This is a genomic window from Paraburkholderia sp. 31.1, assembly GCF_014397645.1.
Lineage (GTDB): Bacteria > Pseudomonadota > Gammaproteobacteria > Burkholderiales > Burkholderiaceae > Paraburkholderia > Paraburkholderia tuberum.
The window spans coordinates 45644-70928 of record NZ_VZQN01000007.1; the positions used below are offsets into that span (position 1 = coordinate 45644).

A 25285-nucleotide genomic window follows, 5' to 3' on the forward strand; every position below is an offset into this window, starting at 1 on the left:
GCGAGTAGGTGAATCAAGCGAGCCGCTCGTAGCCCGCGGCGCGCGCTTCGCTTTCCAACTCGCCGATGCGCGCGTAGTCGGTCAGCGGCAACGTCGAAAAACCCCTTAAACGCAGGCGTTTTGCGCGCTCGGGGCGCACGCTCAGCGCCTCGTTCAACGCGTCGCGCAACGCGGCGATCGTGGCCGGCGGCACATTGGCCGCGGCGATCAGCGGCAGGCCCGGCGAGGCGGCGGTCATGCCGATCGCGCGCACGCGCCCCGCGAGTTCCGGCAGCACGTCGCAAACGAAGGCGAAGGTCACGCAGTCGATTGCGGCGACGTCCGCGCGATTGTCCGCGACCGCGCGCAGCGAGCCGAGATGCGAGCCCGTGCGCAGCACCGCGCCGAAGAACATGCCGGCGCGCGCGAGCGGCGCGACCGCGTGACGAAATGCGTTCATGCCGCTGTTCGAATCGTCCTGGTTGTAGGCGGCGCGTGCGCCTCGGCACGAGGCGAGTGAGTCGAAGCGCGCGTCGGCGCGCGTGACCAGTACGCTCGAGTAATGCGCGCCGTCGCAGCCGGGCGCATCGAAACAGGGTGTCGCGACCAATTGCACCTGCGCGTGCAGCCCCTGCATCAGCGGATAACCGCAGGTCTGGGAAATCAGCAGATTCGGGCGCCGCCAGAAGCCGTGCAGTTCCTCGTCCGGTTCGACGATGCGGCACGCGGGCTTGACCCGGCGCAGCACGTCGTCGAGCCACTCGCGCCATTCGAGATCGAGCGCGGGTGTCACGTTGTACATCGGCAGGGCGGCGATCCAGCTCATGAAGGCGTTTCTCGCGCCTAATGTCTGACCAATTTGAATTCGTCGAGACCGAGCCGCACCGGCTCGCTCGGCGTGAACTGCCATCGCTGCGCGGCTACGGAGAGGATCTCGTCCTGCGCATCCTCGAACGCGACCAACAGGTCCTGCTTGCGACGGCTCACGGCGCCACAGAACTCGACCAGCGCGTCGGCGCTAACTTCAAAAATCTGCGCACGATCGTCGCAGCACACGCGGAACGCGACCGTCGCGCATTCCGTCACACAGGGCCGGAACCCTTCATCGACATAGACCGACATGGCGAACTCCTTCGGACGCCTGAATCGACAGGATGACAAACCGCGCCTGCCAGGTATGTGGGAGAACCGGCATTGACGGCCAAATGCCCGGCGCCGCGGCAGGCGCGACGGTCCGGAAACTGGCGAAAAGTAAGCCAGAAACTGGCGGCGGACTCGTTCAAGTCCGAGCCAGGGCCGCGGCGTGAACCGTGGCCGGAGGGAGACGGCGGCGGCTCGACTCGCCATCGGTCTCGCCTGCTGGTGGGCCGCCCCGGGTCAGAATCGCGGCGGCACTGCTCAGAAAACGCTTAAATCGGGCGCTCCAATCCAATGTCGAAATCGACGCGAGAGCCGCTCGCGCCGGTCTCGGACTGTGTTTGGATTTTCTCACCAATCTCGCGGTGCAGATCGGCGTAGGTATCCACTTTACGATTAGCGCGCGTTTTGTGCAGGCGATGAGTCCGGCGGGGCTGGCCCGGTTGCGTGAGCGGCCGGGATATTGAGCCGACGGATCAGCGGGCCCAATGTCGTCGCCTGAATCAGTAGGCTGAATACCACGACGAGATATGTGACGCCGATGAACATTTCGCGTCCGTGAAACTCCGGCAGCGACAGCGCGAGCGCAATCGAGATGCCGCCGCGCAGTCCGCCCCACGTCAGCACGACCGCCGAATGCGGACTGAGCCGCCGGAAGTTCTGCAGCGCGAGCAGCGGAATCGCGACGCTGACGCCGCGCGCGAACAGCACGACCGGAATCGCCGCCAGCCCGAGCCAAACGATCTCGACGCGCAGCGACAGCGCAATGATTTCGAGTCCGATCAGCCCGAACAGCACGAGATTGAGCAACTCGTCGAGCAGGTCCCAGAAGTTGAACAGATGCTCGCGCGTCTTCTCCGACATCGACGTCGACGCGCCGTGATTGCCGATCACGAGCCCCATGATCACGACTGCGAGAGGCGCTGACACGTGCAGCGCTTCGGCGAGACTATAGCCGCCGGTCGCGAGCGCGAGTGTGATCAGGATTTCGACCGGATAGCTGTCGATACCTCGCAGCAGCAGCGACGCGCCGAAGCCGAGCGCCGCGCCGAGCACGAGCGCTCCGGCGACTTCGCGCAGCAGATCGAATGCGATCGCGCCCGCGGAAAACTCGTTCGCGCCGGTCGCGAGTCCGACTAGCGTGACGAATGCGACGACGGCCGTGCCGTCGTTGAACAGCGATTCGCCGGTAATCTTGGTTTCGAGGCTTTCGGGCGCCGCCGCGCGCTTGAGCACGCTGAGTACCGCGATCGGATCGGTCGGCGAGATCAGCGCGCCGAACACGAGACACCACAGCAGGCTCACCGGCTGGCCGAGCCATTGCGCCGCGTAGTAAAAGCCGAAGCCGACCACCGCGATCGAAATCAATACGCCAATCGTCGCGAGCATCAGCACCGCGCGCCGCTGCGTGCGCATCTTCGACAGATCGACGTGCAGCGCGCCGGCGAACAGCAGCAGACTTAGCAGGCCGTGAAACACGATGTCGGCAAAATCGATCTGCACGACGATCTTGCGCGCGGCGATCGCCATCGCCGGATAGTAGAACCCGAGCGCAGAAATGCCGACGCAGACGACGAGCCCCACCGCGGTGATGCCGAGCGTGTCGGGCAACCTGATGAATCGATAATTGAGGACGCCGAACAGCGCGACGATGGCGAACAGCGCACCGGCAATCTGGAAGACGCTCATCGTGCACGCTCTCCCGCTTCGCGGCGGCGCGAACGCGTGATCAGGGTGGCACCGAGGTAACTCGCGCGACAAGGCATAAAACAGGCAGGCAGAGAATGCCGACACAATTGCGATATTGAACCAGCGAGATGTTTCACCAGCTATTCCTTATTCAGGCTCATTCAATCCGATAAGCGATCTGCGGTCTGTAATGACACGATCTTTGCCGCTGGCGATCGAGCGACGTACCGGGACGGACGCTTTATTCAAACGCAGCGGACGAGGCGGTCAGACGCAGCGTGCTTTTTATTGGACCACGAGCGGATGACGGCGAACCGGGCGGAGCCAGGCTCGCCAGACGGGCGCCACGATGGGCAGTGGCAGTGTTCGGACTACTGAAGCGCCGGAGGAGTTCCGGTCTTTATTTTGGGATATGGCTTTTTATTTCGAGATGGTTCGCGGGGCTTGATTCGTCGAGGCTATTCAATCGAATCTGAATAAACGGTATGAATCTGTAATCCGAATTTGCCGGTCCGATGACTTCACATTGCATGGAGCCTTGTGATTCATTGTTCCAAAATCTGTAAAGCATATATCTAATCTCACAGTAAAACTGTTTTGCTCGTCATTGAGCATCGTTGACGCCGGAATTGGCAGGTCGAGAGCAGGGAAAGCCCTAGCCGGGAATCGCCCAGGATATGACAATTGTTGACAAACGCGAGTCGAGAATGATGCAGCATGGATACATGGCGAAATGCTGTTATGTAGCAATGGGTGAAGACGGAGAAGAGCATGGAGCAAACCTATCGTTATCGGGGATTCGACATCGTGGTCAACGCGTTGCGCGCGACCGATATGTCCACCCGTGTCGGCAGTGCCACGGCGCGGCGCGCGTACGTGGCGAGCGTCACGTTGAAGACGCGGCTGATCGGCGACGAGTGGTCGACCGCTTTCCGGGTAGCTTCGGTGCCCGGTCGTTCGTCGACCGATCTGCGGGAAGTGCTGGCGGCTGGATTTGCGGCCGCCACTCGGGTCGTCGACGACGTGGTGAGCGTGATGGGCGACGGGTTCGCGCGCAAGGCGGCCTGAGTTCCACACGAGGCGCTCGGCGCCGCGGTGCCACGCGGCAGGCGTGATCGCGCACAGGGGTGCCCAAGCGGTCCCGGCATTTCAAAGCGCTCGGGATCGTTGACCGTCGACTACGGTTGTCGGTCGTGGCGAGCGTCGAAATAACCACGCGTATCCCTGCGGTGCGTGTGGGTTCCAGGCAGGGCGTGGTCGTCTCCTCAGCGTCCTGTTGTTTTAATCCCGCCCCCCTGTGCGGGATTTTTTTTTGTCAGTCGACATTGCGGGCGCTCGGTAATGCACTACCACATCCGCATGAAAAGAGCATGTTTAGCTCGCGATTTATGTCGGCTGTGTGAAATGCGGGTGAAAAAGCAAGCGGAACAAATAATGCTTATTCGAAAATCCTTTCTGTTTGCCGTTATTGTCTCCGTGGCGGGGACGACTCAGACCGATAGTCCCGATCCTCATGAACGGCCCGCGCGCATGAATGCGGCGGACGGCACGCTGGCCACGTGATCGTTTGCTAATGGAGCAGCAAGGAAAAAAGCCTCGAACACGAGGCGTGATCGAGGCTGCCGAAGGACAGACTCAATGCCTGTCTGGGAAGGTCGATCGGACCCGTGATCGACCTTGCCCACTATAGCCAGTTATCCGCCGAGCAACTGTGAACAAATGTCGCGGTCGAATCGACCGGCGAATTCCCGAATAGATCTGAATCGTAGCGTCGGATTCGATTAGCAGCGCGCACAGGCTTTCCGGCAGGCGAGATCGCCGCAGTCGAATTCGATGCTGATCCGGATTCTCTGGTCAGTGCCGCGGCGCCGACCGTGCGCACGACGTTCATGAGTCTTTACGGCGTCGACGCGGCGATGCCGTCGCACATGATCGACGAGATCGTGATGCGCGAGGAAGGCCTTTCTCGATCAGTTCAATCATCGTTTCGTCACGCTGCTGTATCGGGCGTGGAAGAAGTACCGCTATCCGGAAAGCTTTCGCGCGGGCGGCAGCGATGCGCATTCGCGCAATCTGTTGTGCCTCGCCGGCTTTGGCTGGGGCGACAAGCCGCAACGCGCCGGCTTGTGCGATTCGCGGATGCTCGCGCTGCTCGGCCTGCTGATCCAGCGAACGCGCACACCTGAAGGGCTCGCGGGCGTGATCGCGCTCGCGGTGCCCGGCGCGGACGTGCGCGTCGATGAGTTCTTTCCCGCGCTCGCGCGCGCGGGCGAGCCGCAGCCGCTGACGTCGTCGGCCGCTCGTGCCGGTGCGGTGAACGAGGACGCGCGTCGCGGCCTCGGCGGCGGCTATGTGCTCGGCAAGCGGCTTGCGTATCGCAGTCGCGCGGTACGCGTGACGTTGCGGCCGGCCCATGCCACGCAGGCGCACGATCTGTTGCCGGGTGCGTGGCTGCATCGCGACTTGATGGCGTTCGTGCAGTTGTATGTCGGGCTGAAGGCCGATGCGCATCTGCGGATGGCAATGTCGTCGCGCCTCGCGCCGCTGCCGTCGATCAACTCGCGTGGCCGGGTCGCTGACGGATCGGCCGGACCCGCGCCGCGCCTCGGCTGGACGACCGTGCTGCCTGCCGTGAACGAACGCCTGATCGACGTCGCACTCGGGGTCTATCGGGCGCTTCCGAAGCCCGCCGCCAATCCGTACCTGACTCATGCCGCGTCATGAACGACGCGCCGAAAGGACCATTGATGAACCTTCGTTTTACCGTTTCCACCGTTGCGTCCGCCGCGCTGCTGTCGGCATGCGGCGCCTGGCAATCCGTATCGGACGTGTCGTCGAGCGCTTATCACGCGGTGTTTTTCAAGCAGATCAAGGTGCTCGACATCGATCTGTCCGCGCGCGAAGCGCTGAACCCCGACGATGCTGGTCGTGCGACATCGGTCGCGGTGCGCGTGTATCAGCTGAAGGACCGCAAGATGTTCGATGGGGCGTCGTACGATGATCTGCTGAAGAACGACCGCACGGTGCTCGCGCAGGACTTGCAGGCGAGCATGGCATCGGTGCTGAATCCCGGTGCGTCGGCAAGCCTGTCGCAACCGATGCGGGCCGACACGAACTATGTGGCGGTCGTCGCGTTCTATCGCAATCCGGGTAGCGGGGATGGTTGGAAGTATGTGATCGAGAAGAAGACGCTCGATGCGGACAAGCCGTTGAAGATCTCGTTGATGGATCAGTTTCTAGTGCCGGCGGGCAAAGCGGCCCACGATTAAGTGGGCCGCCGACTCAATCCGTGCGACCGAGATAGCCCGGTAGCCCCAATGCAGAGTCGCTCCTGGCCAGCTTCAAGGCTTCCTTGAGCAAAGCTGTGAACTTTTCGTCGCTATCGGGCTGCGGCAACGTCGCGCGAAAGAAGTCGGCCCAGCGAAATTCTTCCAGCGGGACACTGGTTTTTTCATAGCCGCCGGCATCGCGGACCGCTGCCGCGAGGCTTCGGTATTCATCGTCCTTCATTTCCCACACGTGCTCCGCCAATTCGGCAAACGGCCGGCGCATGCCTTGCGCGTCATACGGAAAGGTCCATCGTTGATTTTCCATGCTGAGCCAGAACGATGCCCACGTGTACGACGAAAGATCCCGCACGAGCACGACCGGAACCGCGCGCACGCCCACCTGCCACAGCGCCGCCGCCACATGGTGATGATCGATCGCGAACGGTATGCCGTTGGGTCCGCAGACGACCGGTATCGGCTTTTCGGCGATGGCCATCTCCAGGTCATGGCTGCTCAGGGACTGGTATTGGCGGGCTTTTTCGCGGACCTCCCGCGCGCCGTGGGTCATTTGTGTGGGACGGAGCTCTTCGATTTGCCGCGTGTCCATGTCGGTCTCCTTGTCTGGATGCGTTGACGCGGCTCCCGCAAATTTCATGCCGCCGGGCGAGGCGTCGCCCACTTTCCGCCAGACGTCTACGGCGCATCGTCCACACACAGCACCGGATCGCTGACCAGACAATCCGCATCAGACGCGGCAGGCCCGGTCGATTCCGGCACGATGTCGATTCATCCAGTTAGCGCCGCGACCGGCAAGCCTCTCCATGACCGGCTTCACTGCACGCAGGTAAACGAGCTCGCGCTGTTCACGTCGCCCGCGCCGTTATAGCTGGGCCACGCCGGATACTGGCATAGCGGCCGCGTGCGTCCCGGCACACCCTCCGTGTCGGTGACCACCTGATGCGCCGGCGGTATGCCGTGCTCGACCCAGTTCTCCAGCGTCGTCAGCGAGTCCCACGACGCATTGAACTCGGTGCCGACCGCGTGCTGCAGCCCCGGAATCTCATAGAAGCGCGCGAACGAGCCGACCGCGCCAAAGCCCATCGTCACCAGCATGCGCTGATAGTAGATCTCGGTTGCCCGCGTGCTGACGGTCTGATCGACGGTGCCGTGCGCCATCAGCAACTTGCCGCCGTGCCGCATGAAGGGCGTCAGGTTCGCATCGGTCGCGTCAAGCCCCGACAGCATGCTGACGCGGCCGGACCATCGACCGGCAATCGCGGGGTTGTACTGCAGCGAGTCTGCGTCCGGGTTGTCCATCACCGTGTAGCGGACGAAGTCGTCGGCGATCTGGCCGTCGAACATCGCGGTGCTTTGCAGCGGATACGACGGCTGCGTCGTGCCGAGCGCGAGCGTCGTGACGGCGCCTTCGAGCGGTGAACTGCCGCCCACCCCGAGATCGGCGCCATACACGTTATAGCCGGGATACAGCGTTTCGCCGCTTTCGAGCGGGTACGCAAACACGAGCGGCGTGTTCATCGTGTTCAGCGCCGCGATCTGCCGGTCCGACAGGCACGTGTCGCCGCGCGCGATACCGCCGGCGCAACGCAAAGGCTTGCCGTCGACGCTGGCCGTCGCCGGGTTGAACGTCGCATTGCACGCCTGCACGTTGCTGATGAGACCGTCGACCACGCCGTCGAGTCCGTCGCAAGCCTGCATGACCGCGTTGAGCAGCAGCGCGCGCTGCGCTGTGTCGAGATACGCGCCGGGCGCTGCGAAGCCTTCGGTCACGCGCAATTGCTGAAGGCTCAGCGTCGTAAAGTCGTACGCGGGATAGAACGCGATGATGCCGTCCCAGTCGCGCGGCCAGCGCTGCGCGACGGTCAGCGCCTCGCGCCCGCCAGTTGAGCCGCCCGCGAAATACGCCCTGGACGGATGCGTGCCGTAATGCGCGTCGATGATCACGAGCGAGGCGTCATGCGTTTTCTTCAGCGCTTCTCCCATGAAGTTGTCGTAGGCCTCGGCGTTGACGGAGAACGCGCCGTTCACCGAACCGTTGCTCGCCTCGTGCCCGGAATCGCTCGCGAACACCGCGTAGCCGCGCGACAACGGTCCCGGCAGAGCCGCCGGCGCGCTCGGCACGTTACCTGTGATGGCGGGAATCGAGCCGTCGAACCCCCCGCCGCCGAGCATCAGGATCTTGCCGTTCCACTGTTCCGGCAACGCGACGTTGAACAGGATGTCTGGCGCGGATGGATCGACCGGATGAATCGCGCCGGCCACGAGGCAGTACGATCCGGTAGCCGTCGCGCCGCTGCCGCTCGCCGCCACCTGGGTCGTCGAGGTGACGACGGCGCCTGTCGTCGGCAGACCGATCTCACGGGCGCGGATGGTCAATCCATTCAGATTCGGACAGCTGAGTTTCGATCGGGGTGGCGGCTCGTGCCTTTTGCATGCCTCGCCCTGGCATTGTCCTGCTGTCGAACCCGCGTACGCGCCGTGGCTCCACATGGCGCACAGCGCCAGCACACAGCACGCCCCCACCCACGACGGCACGCGCCCACGCGCGCGCCACGACTCTCTGCTCAAGTTCATCGCCGTGTCTCCTTCCAATGAGGCCTGGAGACGGCACCGGACGTCGCGGCATCAGCCCCCTATGCCATGACGTACCCATGACCTTTGACCTTTGTTGTTTTTGCCAACGGCGCGGCCACCGCGTGCGCAACGCCACGTCGCGTCTTGCGCGCAATCCCGCCCGACACCGCATATCCGCACTTGTATTCGATTTGGTAGAAGTCTTTCATCGGCCTGTCGATGTGGTTCCGGTCGGCCAAAATCAACCAATCAATCATAGTCGCTAACTCACGCAACGCGCGCCGAATCGTCATCGCGGGCACGCCAGAGTGTCGTACTCGCTCGACACTGCGAAGCCCGGTGCGAGGTTGATGGCCAATTCTGCGAGCCTGTATGCGCAAACTGCGTCGGAGCCCGAACCTCATCAAGTCACCCGCGCGGAAGTCATGCACGAACTCGAGGAGCTGGAAGCGGCCGGATATAACCCGTCGGTCGGCGACGACGGTTCGTATCCCGCCGACATTCAAGCTGCCGAAGCGAAGGTCGCGGCCATGCATCGAGCGGAAAGGGGCGCGGCGATGAGTGCGGGACAGAGCGGGCAACCGGTGCGCACGCATTGAGGGCAAAGGCGAGAACCGGAATGGGACCGGGTTGGCTGCGTCATCGTATGTAGGTCGAGGCCGCCAATCGCGGATTGCGCGCGGTCGTCGCGGAGCTGTTCGTCAGTTGGAGCAGTCGCTCGTTGCTCCCGCTGCGGACAAAGGCACGAAGCTTTCGCACTGAACCAGATTCTCCGCATTCATCGGCTTCGTCAAAAAGAACCCTTGCACGTAGTCGCAGCCTGCGTCGCGCAGCGCATGCAACTGTTGACTCGTTTCGACACCTTCGGCCGTCACTTTGATGCCGAGTTCGTGCGACATCTGAATGATGCCCCGAACGATCGAGGCGGCCGCCGCGTCGCGTCCCAGCGTTGCCGTAAACGAGCGGTCGATCTTGACGATGTCCGGCGAAAAATCGGCCAGATAACGCAGGCTCGAGTATCCCGTTCCGAAGTCGTCGATGGCGATGCGCACGCCAAGTCGCTTGAGCGCCATCAGCGTTGCCTGCGCGAGCGAGGGGTTTTCCATCAACGCGCTTTCGGTCAGTTCGATCTGGAGGCAGCGCGGCGGCACCCGGTGTTTTCGCAGCGCCTGGTCGACTATGGCGACAAGCGAGTCATCCCTGAGCTGACGCGCGGACACGTTCACCGACATGGACAGCTCTTTCCTGCCGGCGGCCTGCCAGACGGCCAGTTGAGCGAGGGCCGCGTCCACGACCCATGCCCCGACTTCGACGATGAACCCGCTTTCTTCGAGGATCGGAATGAAGCTGCCCGGACCCACCAGGCCTCGTGCTGGATGATTCCATCGAACCAGTGCTTCGACGCCTTTCACCGCCAGAGAGGCTGGCTCATGAATACCCTGGAAATGCAGCACGAATTGGTTTGACGCCAGCGCCGTGGGCAAATTGCACTCGAGTTCGAAATCGCCGAGCACGTCGCTGGATGCTTCGTCGGCAAACCGGAAGCCGTTGCGACCGCCTTTTTTCGCCGCATACATCGCGATATCCGCGCTCGTCAGCAGCGCCTCGTGATCGCGGCCGTGCTCGGGAAAGATCGATATGCCGATCGACGCCGTGACGAATGGCGCAGCGTGGTCTTTTCGAACGTCGCTTGAAAACAGGTTCAGCAGGGACTGCGCCAGGCTCGCCAACGTGGCCTTGTCGCTCTCGCCCCTGACGATCACCGCGAACTCGTCTCCGCCGAGGCGCGCTACACAGGCATCCGGCGCAAGCGCTCCCTGAATGACTTTGGCGATGTCCTGCAACAGACGGTCAGCGGCCGTATGGCCCAGCGTATCGTTCAGGACCTTGAATCGGTCGAGATCGACGAACATCAGACTGAAGGCGACGTTCTGCCTGCAAAGCGTCTTCATCTGGCGGATCAGCGCACCCCGGTTAGCCAAACCCGTCAGGCCATCGGTGTAGGCCAGACGGTCGAGCGCTGCGAGGCGTTCCTGTTCCAGCGTGATGTCTTCGCTGACACCGACGATGCGCACCACGTTCGCGGAGCCGTCGCACACGGGATAGGCCGTGCTTCTGATCCAGCGCAGGCAACCATCCGGACGGCGGATGCGGTATTCGACGCGACCTTCCGCCACCTCGGACGCGACGCGGTTCATCTCGGCGAGCAATGGTCCCAGATCCTCCGGCACCACGAGATCGAGCCACGCGGAAGGCCTGTTGCCAAGCTCTTGAGGCGTAATGCCGAACACGCTTTCGACACCTGCGCTGACATGATGACAGTGTTCAAAATGCGAGCTATACGAATAGAACACGAGCCGGACATGCAACTCCATCTCATGCATCAATTCATCGCGTTCGCGCAGTGTCTTCAACAGCTCGGATTGCTGGGTGACATCCTCGGAAGCACAAAGCAGCGCGCTCACCGCACCGTCGTCGCCCGTCACTGGCGTGAGCGTGGAGTTCCACCACCTGGTACGCCCTCTCGTCGTCGCGCAGCTTCCAGTGAACGATGTGCTCTTGCCGGAAACGGCGCCCGCCAAAGCCTTCTCGGCCGCCGTGCGGTCCTTGCCGGTCCAGAATGCGAGCCAGTCCGCGCCGGACAGTTGCTCCGGTGACTCCGCTTCCATCAACATCGCGCCATGCTCCGACACCCGCAGCATTTTTCCGTCGGTAGCGAGCACCTTCAGGCAGTCGCGATTCGCGTGCAGAAGCCCGCTCGCCAGTGCGGTGGCGGCGCTTTGCCGCGCGTAATCCAGGCCGAGTTTGCGACGAACGATCGCGAGGCCGGCAACGCCCGACACCATCGACAATGCGACACGTAGGGTAATCGCCGCTTCACCGGCCGCCTGATGCACAAGAGCACCGATGCCAACGCCGGCAACGACGGCAATGCAGAGACTCGACAACGGTATGGTCCTGCGTTGACCGTACCGCGACAGGAAATAGGAAAGAAACTGCTGGTTGCGAGCTGACCAGCCATTGGCATGTGCGTCGCTATCGACCCGGGACTCAATCGGTTTGGTTTCTTTAGGGCACGAAGCCGCTTTGAATCTCACGTTGTTCTCCGACTACCGGGTTGAGCGACGGCTCGAACGCTGCGAGCCGGCCTCACTTTTATTATTACGGTAGGAAGTCACCAATCTTTAATGCGGGGAAACGCGCGGGAACCGCGGTTCGCATGAGATCGGGGGCGGATTGCGCGCCCATCAGCCTTGGTGGGGCTTGACCTGCGCGAACCGACGAATGCGCTCCGCAAGAGCGGGTATTCCCGAGTCGCGAGCCACGTAGTGAGCGACCTGCCGGGTGGCCAGATCGATGGTCACCTGATCGTCGGGGGTCTTCGTGTTGGGTCCGTCAACGGCGGGATGGTATTCGATACGCAGTTGCCTCGCGTTGGCGACGAGCCGTAAATAGCCGAAGTTGCGGTCGTCGTAGCTTTCGAGGACCACGGCATCCGTGTCTTTCGACGCAGCCTGGATCAGCTGCGGCGCGCGAAGGGGCGGCTGTCCGTTGGTGGTGAGTCGCTGTACGGCGTGACCGCCGTTCCCGCAAACGATGTAAGGGATGTGGGTGCCGTCGGAGCGGGTTCGCGTAAAGCGCTGATAGTTGTGCGCGTGTCCCGCGAGGTCGGCATGCGGCCAGATACCGACCTCATTGCAAACAGTATCGATCTGCTGTTGCATTGCGACGCTCCAGCCATGACGGCCGCGCGCCACATAGGGCGGATGGTGATGCGCGAAAAGCAGGGCGCCTCGATAGTTCTCTTTCTTCACCCGCAATAACGCCGCTTTCAGGAACTTCAGCTGGCTGTTGCCGATGTGACGGTCCGCGATCACGCCTGGGTCCTCGAGCGTATTGCTGTACAACGCAATGATGCGCACGAACGGCGCCTCGAACGTGAAGAAAACGCCTGGCTGAATTTGCGCCGTCCGTGAAAGATTGCCCGCATCGGGAGAGACCTGGAAGCAGTCGGAGCAGAAGTTCCTCAGAAACGCCTGCAGGCTCTTCTCGTGCTGCAACGGCGAAACCATTCCGTCGTGATTGCCGGCAGCGGCGAGAATCGGCGCATGATAGTTGCGGTACGGCTCATAGAACTGATCGTAGTAGTACTGCGCTTCGCCAAAGCTGTAGACGATGTCGCCCAGCAGGAAGTTGAATTGCGGCACCTCGGCGGGATCGGCTTCGTCGAAGTCGCTGACCATCTTGTCCGAAACTTCATTCTGGGTGACCGGACCTTTCGTACTGCCGCAATCGCCGGTGGCGTGAAAGACGATCTGCCCGTTCGCGCTGATCGTATCGAGGAGCTTCTGGTTGTTGTCCACCACCTCCGCAAACGTCAGCCGGGGCTCGGTGCCGCCGCGCGGTGGCGGAAACGGCAGCGCCTTCAGCTTGTGCTCGCGGTTCAGTTCGTCGATGACCTTGTAGGCTGCGGCATCGGATGCGTGCCTGACCACGAAAGTTTGCGGGTCCGGCGTGGGTTGTGGCTGCGAGAAAACGGGCGCGGCGAGAATCCTGTCGCTGCGGTTGCCGCGTGCGGCTGACGATTCATCTGAACGCTTTTTCGGCATTTGCAATCCTCCTTGATCGTCGAACGGGAGCGGCCACGCGGTTGTCGGCAAACCGTCAGCATGTGACGGCGCTGGCGCCGGCCGGATGCACCGTTCAGACGAACCTGAAACGGGGAAGTTCAGATCCGCTTGCCGTTGCGCGACCCGTGCGGCCCGAATTGCGGCGCACCGCTGTTCCGTGCGAAAGCCGGGTTCGCGGTGGCACGCGTCTGCTACGACGGCACGAACACGCCCACAGCCGCCAGCGCCATCGCGAGCGTTGCGAGCCATCCTCCCCAGGCCAGCACGCCCTTGACGGCGAACTGTCCCATGACCCGCCGGCTTCGCGCCATCAGCATCATGATGACCATGATCGGCACCGCGGTAACGCCATTGATCACCGCGCTCCAGTACAGCGCGCGGATCGGGTCGAAATGCATGAAGGTGATGGCCACACCGCCCAGGATGGCCAGTGCGATCACCGCATAGAATTCACGCGCGAGCGTCAGATGCAACGCGAGACTGCTGCGCCAGCGAAAGCTGCCCGCGGCGGCGTAGGCGGCCGAGCCGGCGAGGACCGGCAGCGCGAGCAGGCCGGTTCCGATGATGCCGAGCGCGAACAGGACGTAAGCGAAGCGCCCGGCAAACGGCTCGAGCGCGCGCGCGGCATCGGCCGAGGTTTTCACGTCGATGTGATGCAGATGCAGCGTAGCCGCCGCCGTCAACATGATGAAGAATGCGACGAAATTGGACACCCCCATGCCAACCCACGTATCGAAACGGATCCTTCGCAACTGCGCGGGCGCCTGGTGCGGTACGCGGCGCAACGGCGCCTGTTCCGGTGCCGAGCGCATTTCTTCGACTTCCTGCGACGCCTGCCAGAAGAACAGGTACGGACTGATCGTCGTGCCCAGCACCGCGACGACCATGGTGAGATAGTCCGACGTCAGCGAGATGCGCGGCAACACAACGGCGCGCGCGACTTCACCCCACGGGATCGGAACGATGAATGCGACCGCGACGTACGCGAGAAGCGAGAGGGCGGTCCACTTCAGAACGCGCGCATAACTGTCGTAGGGGACAAAAATCTGCAGAACGACGCAGAGCGTCCCGAGGCCGACGACATAAAGGTGCTGCGGACCTGGCAGCAGCAATCCGGCCGCGGCGCCCATCGCCGACAGATCGGCGGCGATGTTGATCACGTTTGCCATGACGAGCAGGGCGACCGCGCCGTACAGCAGCCATGCCGGATAATGCGCGCGTATGTTGGACGCGAGGCCCTTGCCGGTTACCCGGCCAATCTGTGCGCTCACCAGCTGTATTGCGGTCATCAATGGATACGTGATCAGGATCACCCAAAGAAGGTTGAATCCGAACTGCGCGCCGGCCTGCGAATAGGTGCCGATTCCTGACGGATCGTCGTCCGCGGCGCCCGTGATCAGGCCAGGGCCCAGGCGTCTGATCCAGGATCGCTCCACGGAATCGCGTACGGCGGATTCCGGCTCGATCAATTCTTCGTCGTTCATATATGTGTCACCTCGCGGCAACGTTTAGCAAGTCGCGGGCCCGGGCGTTCGTGCCAGCGTCGCGCGGCTTCGGGAGGCTGCACATCATGGACGCGCTCGACGAGCGCACCGGCGAAGATGCGCAAGGCGCCTCCGCTGACAGTGCGCGGAAATGCGGGTTTCTAAACGGGAGTAACGAACTTTGGGCCGTGCCGGCGGACACCGTCACGCATGGTGCGCAAGAGGCTTCGTCCGCAAGTGGATCTCGTCGATCGCGTCAGGCAAGTCTTCGAGCACGATTGGCTTGACGCGACTCAGTCCATGCGCGGCTCAGTCCAGTCGCGGCTTGAACGCATACTGCCCAATCTCGCCGCCGCGCGCGACCACCGCCGTGCTCTCGGGAATTTCCTCCCAAAAGCCCGGCAAGTCCGCGAGCGGCTCGGACAACACGAGGAACGCATTCTCGCCGGCCGTCTTGATGCGCTCGTCGTCGGGATACAACTCGCGCAGATGACGGAACGACGTGCTGTGAAACAGCGAGCGCGACTGTCCTTCGCTCGAGTAGCGGACCGCGATGATCTGCTCGCCGTCGGTCGCGCAGACGGTCATGTTCAGCGGTTCATCCACGCCATGCCGGCGGCCGGTGGCTTCGACGAATCCGACCATCCGTTCGAGCGCGGTGACGGGCGCGAGCTCCAGCCCGAAGGTCAGCGCGAGAAAAAACAGCACCTCGGAATCGGTCGAGCCTTCGATGGACGGGAACAGATCGGGCTCGATCTTCACCATCAGGTCGCGGCGCACCGCCGGATAGTTGCGCACCAGGCCGTTGTGCGCGAACAGCCAGCGGCCGTGGCGGAACGGATGACAGTTGGTTTCCTGCGACGGCGTGTCGGTCGCCGCGCGCACGTGCGCGACGAACAGCGGCGAGTGGATTGCCCGCGCGGCCTCGCGTAGATTGCGGTCGCTCCACGCGGGCTGGATGCAGCGGTAGCGAAACGGAATGTCAGTGGGATGTCCGTACCAGCCGATCCCGAAACCGTCGCCATTGGTGGTGGTGGCGCCGAGCCGGGAATGCATGCTCTGATCGATCAGCGAATGCCGGGCGTTGAACAGCACGGTTTCGAGCTGAAGCGGATTGCCGGTATAAGCGAGCCAGCGGCACATGATTGCTCTCCTGTCGGTTGCGCGTGACAACCCTACACCACCCGCGGGCGGCGATTGTAGGACCAAAGTCCGATTGAGGCAGACACCGTACCTGTCACTATGCCAGATGGCGTTTAGGTGCTTGCGTGCCGGGCATCGCTTTGAGCTTGCGCCGGCCTGATCTGACAGAGGCAGGACGCGCATGAGCCACTTTCTGGACAGGTTACGTTACTTCACGGCCCCCCGTCCCCAGTTCTCGGATGGTCATGGTGCTGTCACGGATGAAGACCGGCAATGGGAGGATGCTTACCGCCAGCGCTGGCAGCACGACAAGATAGTTCGCTCCATGGGCGTCGTCACCGGGATCGTCGGGCTTGCCTTGGCGGATTCCTGCTGCCGATCATCTTCGGCATCCTGCTGGATTTTTTCAGGGTGCGTTCCACCTGTTTCATGTTCCTGTACGGGATCGTCCGGGTTTCGCTGATCCTGATCTACCTGTCGGAAGTGCGGCGCACAGCGGTCGTGGGTTCCGTCGCTTAGCAGTGTTCGTGTTTGCTCCGCGCGAGTGGTCGACTGCGCCGTTGCCGCTCGACGGACCTCCCCCCGCAAAAGACGAGGCGGCAAATGTGCAGCACTGAGATTCGCGCAGGCTGCAGGCTCTGCCAGCCAGCCTGCTTTCTTGCTGATGGAGGTGCCGATGAAACGCCGTGAACTGTTGGTTGCGCTGGCCGCAGGCGCGCTCGCCGAGGGTTCTACCGGCCTCGCGCAGGCAAGCCAGGCGAAATTCACCGGTCAGATCGATCTGCCCAAGCCCAACCTCAAAGGCACGATGTCCCTCGAAGAAGCCATCGAGAAGCGCAGGTCCGTGCGCAGATTCGCGCCAAAGCCGCTGCCGGTCGAGGCCATTGGCCAACTGCTGTGGGCCGGGCAGGGCATCACCAGCTCGGACGGCAAGCGCGCGGCTCCGGCGGCCGGCGCTTTGTACGCGCTCGAACTTTACGTGGTGACCCCCACGGAGGTGATGCACTATCTGCCTGATGGCCACCGGGCCGAGACGCGGGCGACCCACGACCTGCGCCCCGAGCTGAGAGCACTGGCGGTCAACCAGGCGTCCGTCGAGGCGGCCCCGGCCTTGCTCGTGGTGGCCGCCGACCCCAGTCGGCTGAGCGCGAGGTATGGCGGGAGAGCGAATCTGTATGCCGATCTCGAGGTCGGGCACGCGACCCAGAACATGCTGCTCCAGGTCGTCTCGCTTGGGCTCGTCGCGGTGACCGTGGGCGCCGTCGACGGAGCTCCGGCGGCGCGCAAGCTCGGCCTGCCTCACGCCCAGACCGTCGTCTATCTGATCCCGGTAGGTTTTCCGGTCTAAGTCATTGCGCGAGAATGAAATGAACGCGCCCCACCCGCGAACGAAAGGTGCTCGATACTTTCAAACAGGACCTGGACCTCGCGTTCGATACGCTGACGGCAATAGAAGACACCTACAAGGCATCGCCCGCTCCCTGACACGCGGGCTCGAGGACTGGGGTCCTTCCCGGCGCGACGGCCTGCGCGGACATCGATGCACCGGCCAGCAGTGCGGCAAACACGAACTTCGAAGGAGCGGGTATCGTGTGTGCCATGTCAACTCCGCGTGGTGCCTATGAAGCCGATTCTCGTGCGCTCGACCCTGGTGGAATATTCGAAGCGTCGTGCTGTCCGTTTCGCGATGACGGTGATCGCGACGATCATGGCCGGATGCGTTTCCTCCTCACAGCTGAGCGGTCATGTCACACCTTCGCAAGCTTCCGAGGCGAAGGCGCTCGACCTGGCGGTCGCCAATCCGCAACGCAGTCAGACCGCGCGGGCGCGCGACGTCTATCGTCACCCGGCGCAGACGTTGCGCTTCTTCGATCTGAGTCCGACGCAAACCGTGCTGGAGATCGCGCCGGGCGGCGGGTGGTACACGGACATTCTGGCGCCCTATCTGCACGACGCGGGTCACCTGTACGAAGCGCAATATCTGAGCACGTCCGCGGACCTGGCCTCGGAAGACCGGTCAATCGATGCAGAGTATTTGCGTAAGCTCGCGGGCGCCCCCGCAATCTACGGGAACGTCGTGGTCGGCACATTGCACGCGGGCCAGTTTTTCGGCTTCGATGCACACGAGCGGTTCGATCGCGTGCTTACTTTTCGCAACATTCACAACTGGATCAAGGATGGGCAGCTCGATGCCAATCTGCGTGCGTTCCATGACGCGCTGAAGCACGGGGGCGAACTTGGTGTGGAAGAACATCGCGCCCGGCCCGGCTCGACGGTACAGCAGATGATCGAAACCGGATATGTGACTGAAGCTTTCGTGATTGACCGGGCACAGGCGGCCGGCTTCGTGCTCGCGCAACGCAGCGAAATCAACGCGAACGCGCGAGATACGAAAGATTATCCGCATGGCGTATGGTCGCTGCCGCCGGGCTATGCGGGCGGTGACGTCGACCGCTCGCGCTACGTCGCAATCGGTGAATCGGATCGCATGACGCTGAGATTCGTCAAACCTTAGCGTGTTCTACGGGCGCCAGCCGCGGGCGGTAATCGGCCGACGCGTTGGGCTGCGCTCAGTTTGTTGCACGACCCGCAGTAGCGTATCGACACAGTCCAGCGCGTCCGACAGTCGCCCGAGCACGATCAGCGAGCGGGCCGCATCGAGACGACCGTGAAACATCGCGTCGCGCGGTCCGGCCCGTTCCACCATGTCGATGAGCTGCCTGATCTCGGCCTTGACCCGCGCGCAGTCGGCGGGGCAGTAGCGGTCAACCCAGTTGCGCAGTGCGCGGATCAGCACCACGCAATCGCCGTACTCCCACTGCACGCTATCCATTGTCACCCTCATTCGTATCCCGCTCTCCGAAGCTCGACCGTCCATCTGCGGCCCCATTGGGGGAAAACCACCCCCCTCTCGCCTGCATCTGTGAACGAAGCAAGCGGCGCGCCACGTGTCGCCGGCGCTGCGCATCATTGCTAGAGCGGGGCGCGGCCATGTTCTCGCAGTTCGGGCTCGAAGAATATCCATCGTGCGGCTGGAAAACGCGCACGGTCCTCCCCGGAGGGAGGGCGGTGTCCATTCCATCTCGACCCGCTGCGGCCACTCACAGCAGCGGCGCGAGCGTCCGGTCGTGAGCGGCGGATTCAGCAGGACGGCCGGGTAGCTGCATCGTCGCGCTCGGAAACAAATCGTTCGATTCGAACGGGGTTCTCTCTTGCGATTCAGACTACCGCTTCGATGCGTACCGGCATCGCGCTCATTACCGGCATGGCGTTGATCGGATCAAGACCAACTGTAGTGCTGAGCAACTGGTTTGGATTGGCGCCGGCGTAGGTCTCGGGCTCCTCGTCGGGCATCGGTCCCCAGCCGTGCGGGATGGACACGACGCCTCGGCGCAGTGCGGCGTCCGCTTTGACGATGGCTCGAATGCGGCCATGCGGCGAAACAACGGCCACGCACTGGCCTTCGGTCAGTCCTTGAGCAGCCAGGTCATCGGGATGCACAAAGGCCGGATTGAACGGCATGCGTCGGCGGACCGCGGGCAGGTGGTGGTACATGGTGTTCTGCACGTCGCGCACGCGCCGCACCGCCAGGCGATGCGTGAACCCCGGCGGCGCCCCCGCTTCGTTCAGTACGCCCGCCAGTTCGCACTCGACATCGTCCGGCATCACGTCGAAGCGCGCGGCGTTCCCTGGCTCGCCGGGCTGCACGATCATCGGTTCGATCTCGTAGACTTTCCCTTGTGGGTACAGCTTCAGTTCGTCAAATGAGATCGAGCCGTGGCGAACCAGGATCGCAAGCAGCTCTTCGGTGGTCGGCGCTGCGCGCATATCGAGCGGAACGTCGTCGAATATGATGGTCTTGCCCAGGCGCCGCGCCAGATCCCAGAATACGAACCAGTCGTCCACGACTTCGGATCCCTCCGGCGGCGTCGCCACGGCGGCCGAGTATTGTGCGTAAGGCTGAAACATGATGTAGGACTCGTAGTCGCGCGAATGCAGGTCGGCGCGCTCGAACATCAGCTTCGGTGGAATCACATAGTGCGCGAGCCGCGCAGTGTTAGTCATGAAAGGCTCGATGCATACCAGCAGTTGCAGTTGGCGCAGCGCATCGGCGATACGGCGCTGGTCGGGCACGGCATCGACTGGATTGCCGCCGTCGACCAACAGCGCGCGGATCTGGCCGGCGCCAGGCGTAGTGATTTCCTGGGCCAGCGTGCCGCTCATCTTCTGGCCGAACAGCATGCCATAGCCGCCGACACGGCTCTTCCAGCCGGATTCCCAGGAACGGCGTGGCGCAATCACTTCGGCCCGGCGCTGGTAGCGTGGGGCGACTACGCCGGGGTTCGGTACAGGGTCGCCGGGGCGAGCGAAGCGGCCACACACGACGTTGAGGCATTCGACCAGATGCTCGGCCAGATTGGAGTGCGGCGCCATGTTGGGCCCGGTTCCCGACGCGGCCGAGCCACGCTTGCGGCGCAGGCCGCCGGCCTCCCGCACGGGTTCCGCGAAGGCCGCAGCGGCGGCTTCGAGCCCTTCGACGCTTACGCCGGCGCGCTGGGCGACGTATTCGGGCGTGAACGGCTCGACCGCGCGCGCCAGTCGTCGCAGGTCCTTGACGTAGCGCGCGCAGAATTCGGCATCGTGCCAGCCGCGACACAGAATGATGCGCAGCAGGCCAGCCAGGACGGTCGGGTCCTCGCCCGGCAGCACCTGCAGGAAGACATCGGCATGGCGGGCGGTCTCGGTCTCTCGTGGATCGATCACCACCAGCTTAAGGCCGCGCTCCTTCGCTTCGTGGAGCTGCTTGACCGGATTCTGCAATGCAAAGTTGAACGTGGATAGCGACACCAGCGGATTGGTGCCGACGAACAATAGCGCGTCGGCGAGCGCATACGGATCTTTGCCGGCAGCCCAGCCGCCCAGTCGCTCAAATGCCACCCATTTGGCCGACTGGTCGATGGTCATTGTAGAGAAAAACGAATTCGAACCCAGCGCCGCGAGGAAGGCGGGCAACATATGATTGGCGGCGAGGTTAGAGTAGTTCATGGTGCCGCGAAAGGCTGCGACCGCATCGGCGCCGTGGCGCTCGATCAGTGCCTGGAGTTGCGCCGCGATCTCGGCCAGCATCACGTCAAGCGGCATCTGCACGAAACTGCCATCGGGCTGCCGTTTCAGCGGGTGCAGGAGCCGCTCGGCGCTGTTATGCGCCTCATGCAGATACGCACCCTTGATGCAGGCGTAGCCGCGCGTGAGCGGATTGTCGCGGTCGCCGCGCGCGGCAACGACGCGTCCGGCGTCGTCCAGGGTCAAGCGCAGTGAACAGTTGCCGGCGCAGATGCGGCAGGCGGTGACGGCTTCGCGTGGCACGGCGAGCTCCTTGTGTAGTGTGGCCCACACCTCGTAACCACCCACAACTTTCGGCGTAAAGGTTAAAGCCGTGCCGGATACCTGCGCGATGACAGAGCACCCGCATACGACTAGCGTTAGATCGAGCCGCCAGGTTGCGGCCATTCATTCGCTATTATAAACGACGTTCACATTTTGGCAAATAGCCCGGCGACCTGTTGCGAGCGCCGCTGCCCGCAAGTCCGGCACGCCGCGCCCCGGCAGGGACATCGGGCCTCGCGACGGCCCGTCGCGCGAGAAGCACGCCCTCACGAAGATGAGAGGTCAGATCTATATTGGGCTATTTCGTGCATGTATGGACCCGACGCAATGCTGCACCAGCCAGTGCAGCCGGGCATTGAACAATTGGCCGCGCCTCTGCGCTGTCGAACTCAATCCTCGCCGGCGTCATGAGAGCCCAAGCTATCGCTCTTCCCGATCAACTTTCCCGCGATGGCCTCTGCGCGCGTCATGTCATCGTCAGGCGCTGGTGCCGCTTTCGCACCTGCCTGCGCGGTGGCGCTGGTGCTTAGCGCTCCGTCGCGTTGATGCGTATCGACCGACACTGTCATCGAGAGGCCTCGCTTTTCTAGCGCCCTGCTGCTGTCTCACACGACTTTGGCGCGCCGTGCTTTCGCCCGTTGTCGGCCAGAGGGCGATGCCCGCGTCTCTCATATGAATGACGGCTGAGTCCGTGAAACCGGCCCGTCGCGCCTCACGTCTGCAGTACCGCCGGAGGGCCGAGCGAACGGGCGTGGTTCGCAATGGGCGCTTTGAGCTGCTTCATGCAAAATAGCCGCATCCAGGATGTGGAGGATGACTCGTGGGTATCAACTTCGACTTGAACGACTTGCAGGCGTTTCGAGCAGTAGTGGAACTGGGAAGCTTCCGCAAGGCCGCCGAGGCGGTGAGCATTTCGCAGCCGGCCTTGAGCCGCCGGATCGACAAGCTCGAGGAAGCACTCGGCGTGCGTCTATTCGAGCGCACCACGCGCAGCGTCACGCTCACCACCGTCGGCCGGGTATTCGCGCCGAGCGCCGAGCAGCTGCTTGATGATCTCGACGTCGCGTTGCTCGGCATCCGCGATGTTTCTTCGAGCCGACTGGGACATGTCACCATCGCCTGCGTGCCTTCGGTGGCCTACTACTTCCTGCCGAGCGCCGTCGCGAGCTATCATCGCCGCTTCCCGCGCATCAGGGTCAAGATGCTGGATATGAGCGCGAATGAGGTGCTTGGCGCCGTCATCAGCGGAGAGGCGGATTTCGGCGTGAGCTTTCTGGGCAGCCAGGAGTCCGAGGTCGAGTTCAAGGTTCTGCTGCAGGAGCGCTTCGTGGCCGCCTGCCGCCGTGATCACCCGCTCGCGCGCAAAAAACGCGTGACCTGGAACGAGCTTTACGAGCACGAGTACGTCTCGGTGGACAAAACTTCCGGCAACCGACTGCTGCTCGATCAGGCGCTGTCGGCCGTGGCGCCGCGTGCGCCGAGCGTCTGCGAGACGCGTCACGTAACGACCATGCTCGGTTTAATCGAAGCGGGGCTCGGTGTCGCCGCAGTGCCGTCGATGGCCATGCCCGGGCGCGATCACCCCATCCTCACGAGCGTGCCGCTCGTCGAACCGGTGGTGAAGCGGCGCGTGGGAATCGTGAGACGCCGCGGACGTCCACTTACACCGGCTGCGGAGGAGTTTCACAGAACGATTGTCGAGATGAAGCGCGGCGGCGTCGCATCCAGCGATGCCGTGGGCAATAACACGTCTCCAAAAGAGCGGCCAGGCAGGAAAACCGCATCATGAGGTTGGCAAGACCGCTTCGTTCGCTCTATCTGCAGGTTTTGCTGGGCATGATGCTCGGCATGGCGCTCGGTCACTTCTTGTCGCAAGCGAGCCCGCTGCTCAAGCCCTTGAGCGATGGGTTCATCGGCCTCGTGAGGATGATGATTGCGCCGATCGTTTTCTGCACGATCGTCTCGGGGATCACGTCGCTTGCGAGCGGGAAGGCCATCGGGCGCACAATTTTTCAGGCGCTGGGATTCTTCTATTTTTTGACAGCCGTGGCGCTTGCGCTCGGACTCGTAACGGCCTTCGTGCTGCGACCCGGCGCGGGCATGCACATCGACGCTAACCATCTGGACGCGAGCATCCTCGCGCAATATGCGAAGCACGCGCAGCCGGGCGGCCTTGTCGCATTTGCGCTGAGCGTCATCCCCGAGACGATGCTTGGCGCCTTCGACAAGGGCGAGGTGCTGCCGGTGCTGCTGCTCTCGCTGCTCTTCGGCTTTGCGCTAAATTCCTGTCCGGAGGCGGGCAGGCCGGTGCTCGCGCTCATCGACGGCATTGCCCAGGCTCTGTTCCGCATCCTCGCGATGATCATGCGACTCGCTCCGCTCGGGGCATTCGGCGCGATGGCTTTCACGGTGGGCCGCTTCGGCATCCGCTCGGTCGGATCGCTCGGGATGTTGATGGTGTCCTTCTACGTGGCATGCCTGCTGTTCATTGCGCTGGTGCTCGCTCCGCTCGCGCGGCTGCACGGCTTCGCACTTTGGCGGCTCTTGCGCTACATGCGCGAGGAGTTGCTCATCGTTCTCGCGACATCGTCGACGGAGCCGGTACTGCCGCGCCTGATCGCGAAGCTTGAGGCGCTCGGCTGCGACAAGGGCGTGGTGGGGCTTGTGCTGCCCGCAGGCTACTCGTTCAATCTCGACGGCACCGCGATCTATCTGACGCTCGCCTCGATGTTCATCGCGCAGGCGTGCGACGTGCCGCTTTCCGCGCCGCAGATCGCGATGATGCTCGCCGTTATGTTGCTCACGTCCAAGGGGGCGGCGGGTGTGTCGGGCAGCGGATTAGTGGCGCTCGTCGCGACGCTGACGGTGATTCCCGATCTGCCCGTCGCCGGGGTGGCGCTACTGGTGGGCATCGACCGCTTCATGTCCGAGGCGCGCGCCCTGACGAGCGTGATCAGCAACGCCTGCGCGGTGATCTTCGTTTCGATGTGGGAGGGTGCTTGCGATCGTACGCGTCTTGCGCGAATGCTCGGGGCGGCAGCGCCAGGCGGCGCGGACGGTGCGGGGGATCCCGCGAGAGATACCTCGAGAGATACCTCGGGGATGTGACAGGAAGGCCGCCTGAGGCAAGCCTTCATTCAGGTTTGCGTCAATGAGCGGAGACGGTATCCAGCCCTGTCGATTTGACGTCTGCCTGTACGCCAGGTGAAGCGAGGTAGTCGAGCAGGGCTTTCGCTTCCTTCGGATGCTGTGCGCTGACGGGAATGCCGGCGGCGAAACGCGTGACCGACTGCAGGGACTCAGGAATCTTTCCGACGAAGGTCACCCCCTTGACGGGCAGCAACTCGCTCACCTGCTGGAAGCCGATTTCGTAGTCGCCGTTCGCCACCACCGAGGCTACTGGAATCCGCGGGATCATCTTCGCCTTCGGCTTGACCTGATCCTCGATGCCGAGCTTCCTGAACAACTCGCGCTCAATGTAGACACCGCTTGCGCTGTCCGAGTACGCGATCGACTTCGCATGCAGCAGGGTCTGCCGAAGGCCTTCTGCCGAACTGATATCGGGTTTCACCGCTCCTTCGCGCACGACCATGCCGATGCGCGAATCGGCCAGCTCGACCCGCGATCCGGGGATGACCTTGCCTTTCCGGATCAGTTCGTCAAGCGCATATCCGACCATGATAACGGCGTCGGCGGGCTCACCACGCTCAAGCCGGTTGGGGATCGCTTCGGGCGATTTGCCCATCGACGGACCAAGCGCGGTGTCGAGCGTGTTGCCCGTTTCGGATGCGAACTTCGGGCCGAGCACCTTGTACGCTGCGGTAAAGCCACCCGAGCTCATGACGTGCAGGTCGGCGGCTTGCACGTTCGCCGCAACAGCGGAGGTTGCGACCAGTGCTGCGGCGCATAGTTTCAGAAACAGATTTCTCATGATCGAAGTCGTGTCAGATTGTGTGTTTAGCCGCATGCGGAG

General features: G+C 63.1%; 21 protein-coding genes and 3 pseudogenes. 11 read left to right on the forward strand and 13 right to left on the reverse strand.

The genetic code is table 11. The annotated features are described in order from the left end of the window. Positions 1 to 13: 13 nt before the first annotated feature. From F6X37_RS06475 to F6X37_RS06485, 3 genes are all read right to left on the reverse strand, one after another. Entirely contained in the window at positions 14 to 805 is a 792-nt protein-coding gene (locus tag F6X37_RS06475) for a phosphate/phosphite/phosphonate ABC transporter substrate-binding protein (protein ID WP_090806666.1), read from the reverse strand. Between the two features lie 17 nt (positions 806 to 822). Then, positions 823 to 1101, reverse strand: coding sequence for a DUF1488 family protein (locus F6X37_RS06480; RefSeq protein WP_018423012.1), 279 nt, complete (start codon positions 1099 to 1101; stop codon positions 823 to 825). A gap of 411 nt (positions 1102 to 1512) precedes the next feature. Further along, complete coding sequence (locus F6X37_RS06485) at positions 1513 to 2805, reverse strand: cation:proton antiporter (protein WP_187610725.1); 1293 nt, start codon at positions 2803 to 2805, stop codon at positions 1513 to 1515. Between the two features lie 771 nt (positions 2806 to 3576). On the opposite strand from F6X37_RS06485, the gene F6X37_RS06490 reads away from it, so the two are divergent. The 4 genes and pseudogenes from F6X37_RS06490 to tssJ all read left to right on the forward strand — a co-directional run bounded on the left by F6X37_RS06490 (position 3577) and on the right by tssJ (position 6074). Beyond that, positions 3577 to 3873 (forward strand): hypothetical protein, encoded by a 297-nt coding sequence (locus F6X37_RS06490; RefSeq protein ID WP_090806660.1) that lies wholly within the window; start codon positions 3577 to 3579, stop codon positions 3871 to 3873. Positions 3874 to 4146: 273 nt separating this feature from the next. Continuing rightward, positions 4147 to 4368, forward strand: a complete 222-nt coding sequence (locus F6X37_RS06495; RefSeq protein WP_187610726.1) for a hypothetical protein — start codon at positions 4147 to 4149, stop codon at positions 4366 to 4368. Between the two features lie 209 nt (positions 4369 to 4577). Beyond that, positions 4578 to 5529 (forward strand): annotated as a pseudogene (tssG, locus tag F6X37_RS06500) (type VI secretion system baseplate subunit TssG); the annotation flags it as partial. Between the two features lie 23 nt (positions 5530 to 5552). Beyond that, positions 5553 to 6074: a type VI secretion system lipoprotein TssJ gene (tssJ, locus tag F6X37_RS06505; RefSeq protein ID WP_262419823.1), complete on the forward strand. Its 522-nt coding sequence runs from the start codon at positions 5553 to 5555 to the stop codon at positions 6072 to 6074. Positions 6075 to 6087: 13 nt separating this feature from the next. Here tssJ and F6X37_RS06510 read toward each other — a convergent pair whose 3' ends face one another. From F6X37_RS06510 to F6X37_RS06520, 3 genes are all read right to left on the reverse strand, one after another. Then, positions 6088 to 6681, reverse strand: coding sequence for a ParB-like protein (locus F6X37_RS06510; RefSeq protein ID WP_187610728.1), 594 nt, complete (start codon positions 6679 to 6681; stop codon positions 6088 to 6090). A 224-nt stretch (positions 6682 to 6905) separates the two neighbouring features. Further along, entirely contained in the window at positions 6906 to 8666 is a 1761-nt protein-coding gene (locus tag F6X37_RS06515; protein WP_262419824.1) for a tannase/feruloyl esterase family alpha/beta hydrolase, read from the reverse strand. A gap of 59 nt (positions 8667 to 8725) precedes the next feature. Beyond that, positions 8726 to 8959, reverse strand: coding sequence for a hypothetical protein (locus tag F6X37_RS06520; protein ID WP_187610729.1), 234 nt, complete (start codon positions 8957 to 8959; stop codon positions 8726 to 8728). Between the two features lie 15 nt (positions 8960 to 8974). Between F6X37_RS06520 and F6X37_RS06525 the strand changes: the two genes are divergently transcribed. Next, positions 8975 to 9265: a DUF4148 domain-containing protein gene (locus F6X37_RS06525; protein WP_410451207.1), complete on the forward strand. Its 291-nt coding sequence runs from the start codon at positions 8975 to 8977 to the stop codon at positions 9263 to 9265. 102 nt (positions 9266 to 9367) lie between these two features. Here the strand turns inward: F6X37_RS06525 and F6X37_RS06530 are convergent, their stop codons facing one another. The 4 genes from F6X37_RS06530 to F6X37_RS06545 all read right to left on the reverse strand — a co-directional run bounded on the left by F6X37_RS06530 (position 9368) and on the right by F6X37_RS06545 (position 15924). Continuing rightward, the gene (locus F6X37_RS06530; protein WP_262419826.1) at positions 9368 to 11614 is read right to left on the reverse strand and encodes an EAL domain-containing protein; all 2247 of its coding nucleotides are present in this window, start codon (positions 11612 to 11614) and stop codon (positions 9368 to 9370) included. A 300-nt stretch (positions 11615 to 11914) separates the two neighbouring features. Beyond that, the gene (locus F6X37_RS06535; protein WP_187610732.1) at positions 11915 to 13276 is read right to left on the reverse strand and encodes a metallophosphoesterase family protein; all 1362 of its coding nucleotides are present in this window, start codon (positions 13274 to 13276) and stop codon (positions 11915 to 11917) included. Between the two features lie 212 nt (positions 13277 to 13488). Further along, positions 13489 to 14781 (reverse strand): NRAMP family divalent metal transporter, encoded by a 1293-nt coding sequence (locus F6X37_RS06540; RefSeq protein WP_187610733.1) that lies wholly within the window; start codon positions 14779 to 14781, stop codon positions 13489 to 13491. A gap of 309 nt (positions 14782 to 15090) precedes the next feature. Beyond that, positions 15091 to 15924, reverse strand: coding sequence for a class II glutamine amidotransferase (locus F6X37_RS06545; protein WP_187610734.1), 834 nt, complete (start codon positions 15922 to 15924; stop codon positions 15091 to 15093). Positions 15925 to 16105: 181 nt separating this feature from the next. On the opposite strand from F6X37_RS06545, the pseudogene F6X37_RS36715 reads away from it, so the two are divergent. The 4 genes and pseudogenes from F6X37_RS36715 to F6X37_RS06560 all read left to right on the forward strand — a co-directional run. Beyond that, positions 16106 to 16249: pseudogene (locus F6X37_RS36715) on the forward strand (nitrate reductase); the annotation flags it as partial. After that, a pseudogene (locus F6X37_RS36720) lies at positions 16247 to 16443 on the forward strand (MFS transporter); the annotation flags it as partial. The pseudogenes F6X37_RS36715 and F6X37_RS36720, both read left to right, overlap by 3 nt. A gap of 157 nt (positions 16444 to 16600) precedes the next feature. Next, positions 16601 to 17272 carry a SagB/ThcOx family dehydrogenase gene (locus F6X37_RS06555; protein ID WP_187610736.1) on the forward strand — a complete coding sequence of 224 codons (672 nt, stop codon included), beginning with the start codon at positions 16601 to 16603 and terminating at the stop codon, positions 17270 to 17272. Between the two features lie 273 nt (positions 17273 to 17545). Further along, on the forward strand, positions 17546 to 18439 hold the full coding sequence (locus F6X37_RS06560; protein WP_222944776.1) for a methyltransferase: 894 nt from the start codon (positions 17546 to 17548) through the stop codon (positions 18437 to 18439). Between the two features lie 6 nt (positions 18440 to 18445). On the opposite strand, the gene F6X37_RS06565 is transcribed toward F6X37_RS06560, so the two are convergent. Then, the gene (locus tag F6X37_RS06565; protein ID WP_187610737.1) at positions 18446 to 18757 is read right to left on the reverse strand and encodes a hypothetical protein; all 312 of its coding nucleotides are present in this window, start codon (positions 18755 to 18757) and stop codon (positions 18446 to 18448) included. Positions 18758 to 19143: 386 nt separating this feature from the next. Further along, positions 19144 to 21291: a molybdopterin-dependent oxidoreductase gene (locus tag F6X37_RS06570; protein WP_187610738.1), complete on the reverse strand. Its 2148-nt coding sequence runs from the start codon at positions 21289 to 21291 to the stop codon at positions 19144 to 19146. An 841-nt stretch (positions 21292 to 22132) separates the two neighbouring features. Here F6X37_RS06570 and F6X37_RS06575 point away from each other — a divergent pair. Beyond that, positions 22133 to 23101, forward strand: coding sequence for a LysR family transcriptional regulator (locus F6X37_RS06575; RefSeq protein ID WP_187610739.1), 969 nt, complete (start codon positions 22133 to 22135; stop codon positions 23099 to 23101). After that, on the forward strand, positions 23098 to 24420 hold the full coding sequence (gene dctA, locus F6X37_RS06580; protein ID WP_187610740.1) for a C4-dicarboxylate transporter DctA: 1323 nt from the start codon (positions 23098 to 23100) through the stop codon (positions 24418 to 24420). Before F6X37_RS06575 ends, dctA begins: the two co-directional genes overlap by 4 nt. A 40-nt stretch (positions 24421 to 24460) precedes the next feature. Here the strand turns inward: dctA and F6X37_RS06585 are convergent, their stop codons facing one another. Then, positions 24461 to 25243 (reverse strand): substrate-binding domain-containing protein, encoded by a 783-nt coding sequence (locus F6X37_RS06585; RefSeq protein ID WP_187610810.1) that lies wholly within the window; start codon positions 25241 to 25243, stop codon positions 24461 to 24463. Positions 25244 to 25285: the final 42 nt, after the last annotated feature.

Coding starts and splice junctions, on each gene's coding strand:
- tssJ (WP_262419823.1), top strand. CDS start 5,553: ATGAACCTTCGTTTTACCGTTTCCACCGTTGCGTCCGCCGCGCTGCTG.
- F6X37_RS06545 (WP_187610734.1), bottom strand. CDS start 15,924: ATGTGCCGCTGGCTCGCTTATACCGGCAATCCGCTTCAGCTCGAAACC.
- F6X37_RS06485 (WP_187610725.1), bottom strand. CDS start 2,805: ATGAGCGTCTTCCAGATTGCCGGTGCGCTGTTCGCCATCGTCGCGCTG.
- F6X37_RS06490 (WP_090806660.1), top strand. CDS start 3,577: ATGGAGCAAACCTATCGTTATCGGGGATTCGACATCGTGGTCAACGCG.
- F6X37_RS06535 (WP_187610732.1), bottom strand. CDS start 13,276: ATGCCGAAAAAGCGTTCAGATGAATCGTCAGCCGCACGCGGCAACCGC.
- dctA (WP_187610740.1), top strand. CDS start 23,098: ATGAGGTTGGCAAGACCGCTTCGTTCGCTCTATCTGCAGGTTTTGCTG.
- F6X37_RS06480 (WP_018423012.1), bottom strand. CDS start 1,101: ATGTCGGTCTATGTCGATGAAGGGTTCCGGCCCTGTGTGACGGAATGC.
- F6X37_RS06520 (WP_187610729.1), bottom strand. CDS start 8,959: ATGACGATTCGGCGCGCGTTGCGTGAGTTAGCGACTATGATTGATTGG.
- F6X37_RS06475 (WP_090806666.1), bottom strand. CDS start 805: ATGAGCTGGATCGCCGCCCTGCCGATGTACAACGTGACACCCGCGCTC.
- F6X37_RS06495 (WP_187610726.1), top strand. CDS start 4,147: ATGCACTACCACATCCGCATGAAAAGAGCATGTTTAGCTCGCGATTTA.
- F6X37_RS06540 (WP_187610733.1), bottom strand. CDS start 14,781: ATGAACGACGAAGAATTGATCGAGCCGGAATCCGCCGTACGCGATTCC.
- F6X37_RS06510 (WP_187610728.1), bottom strand. CDS start 6,681: ATGGACACGCGGCAAATCGAAGAGCTCCGTCCCACACAAATGACCCAC.
- F6X37_RS06515 (WP_262419824.1), bottom strand. CDS start 8,666: ATGAACTTGAGCAGAGAGTCGTGGCGCGCGCGTGGGCGCGTGCCGTCG.
- F6X37_RS06555 (WP_187610736.1), top strand. CDS start 16,601: ATGAAACGCCGTGAACTGTTGGTTGCGCTGGCCGCAGGCGCGCTCGCC.
- F6X37_RS06565 (WP_187610737.1), bottom strand. CDS start 18,757: ATGGATAGCGTGCAGTGGGAGTACGGCGATTGCGTGGTGCTGATCCGC.
- F6X37_RS06585 (WP_187610810.1), bottom strand. CDS start 25,243: ATGAGAAATCTGTTTCTGAAACTATGCGCCGCAGCACTGGTCGCAACC.
- F6X37_RS06560 (WP_222944776.1), top strand. CDS start 17,546: ATGAAGCCGATTCTCGTGCGCTCGACCCTGGTGGAATATTCGAAGCGT.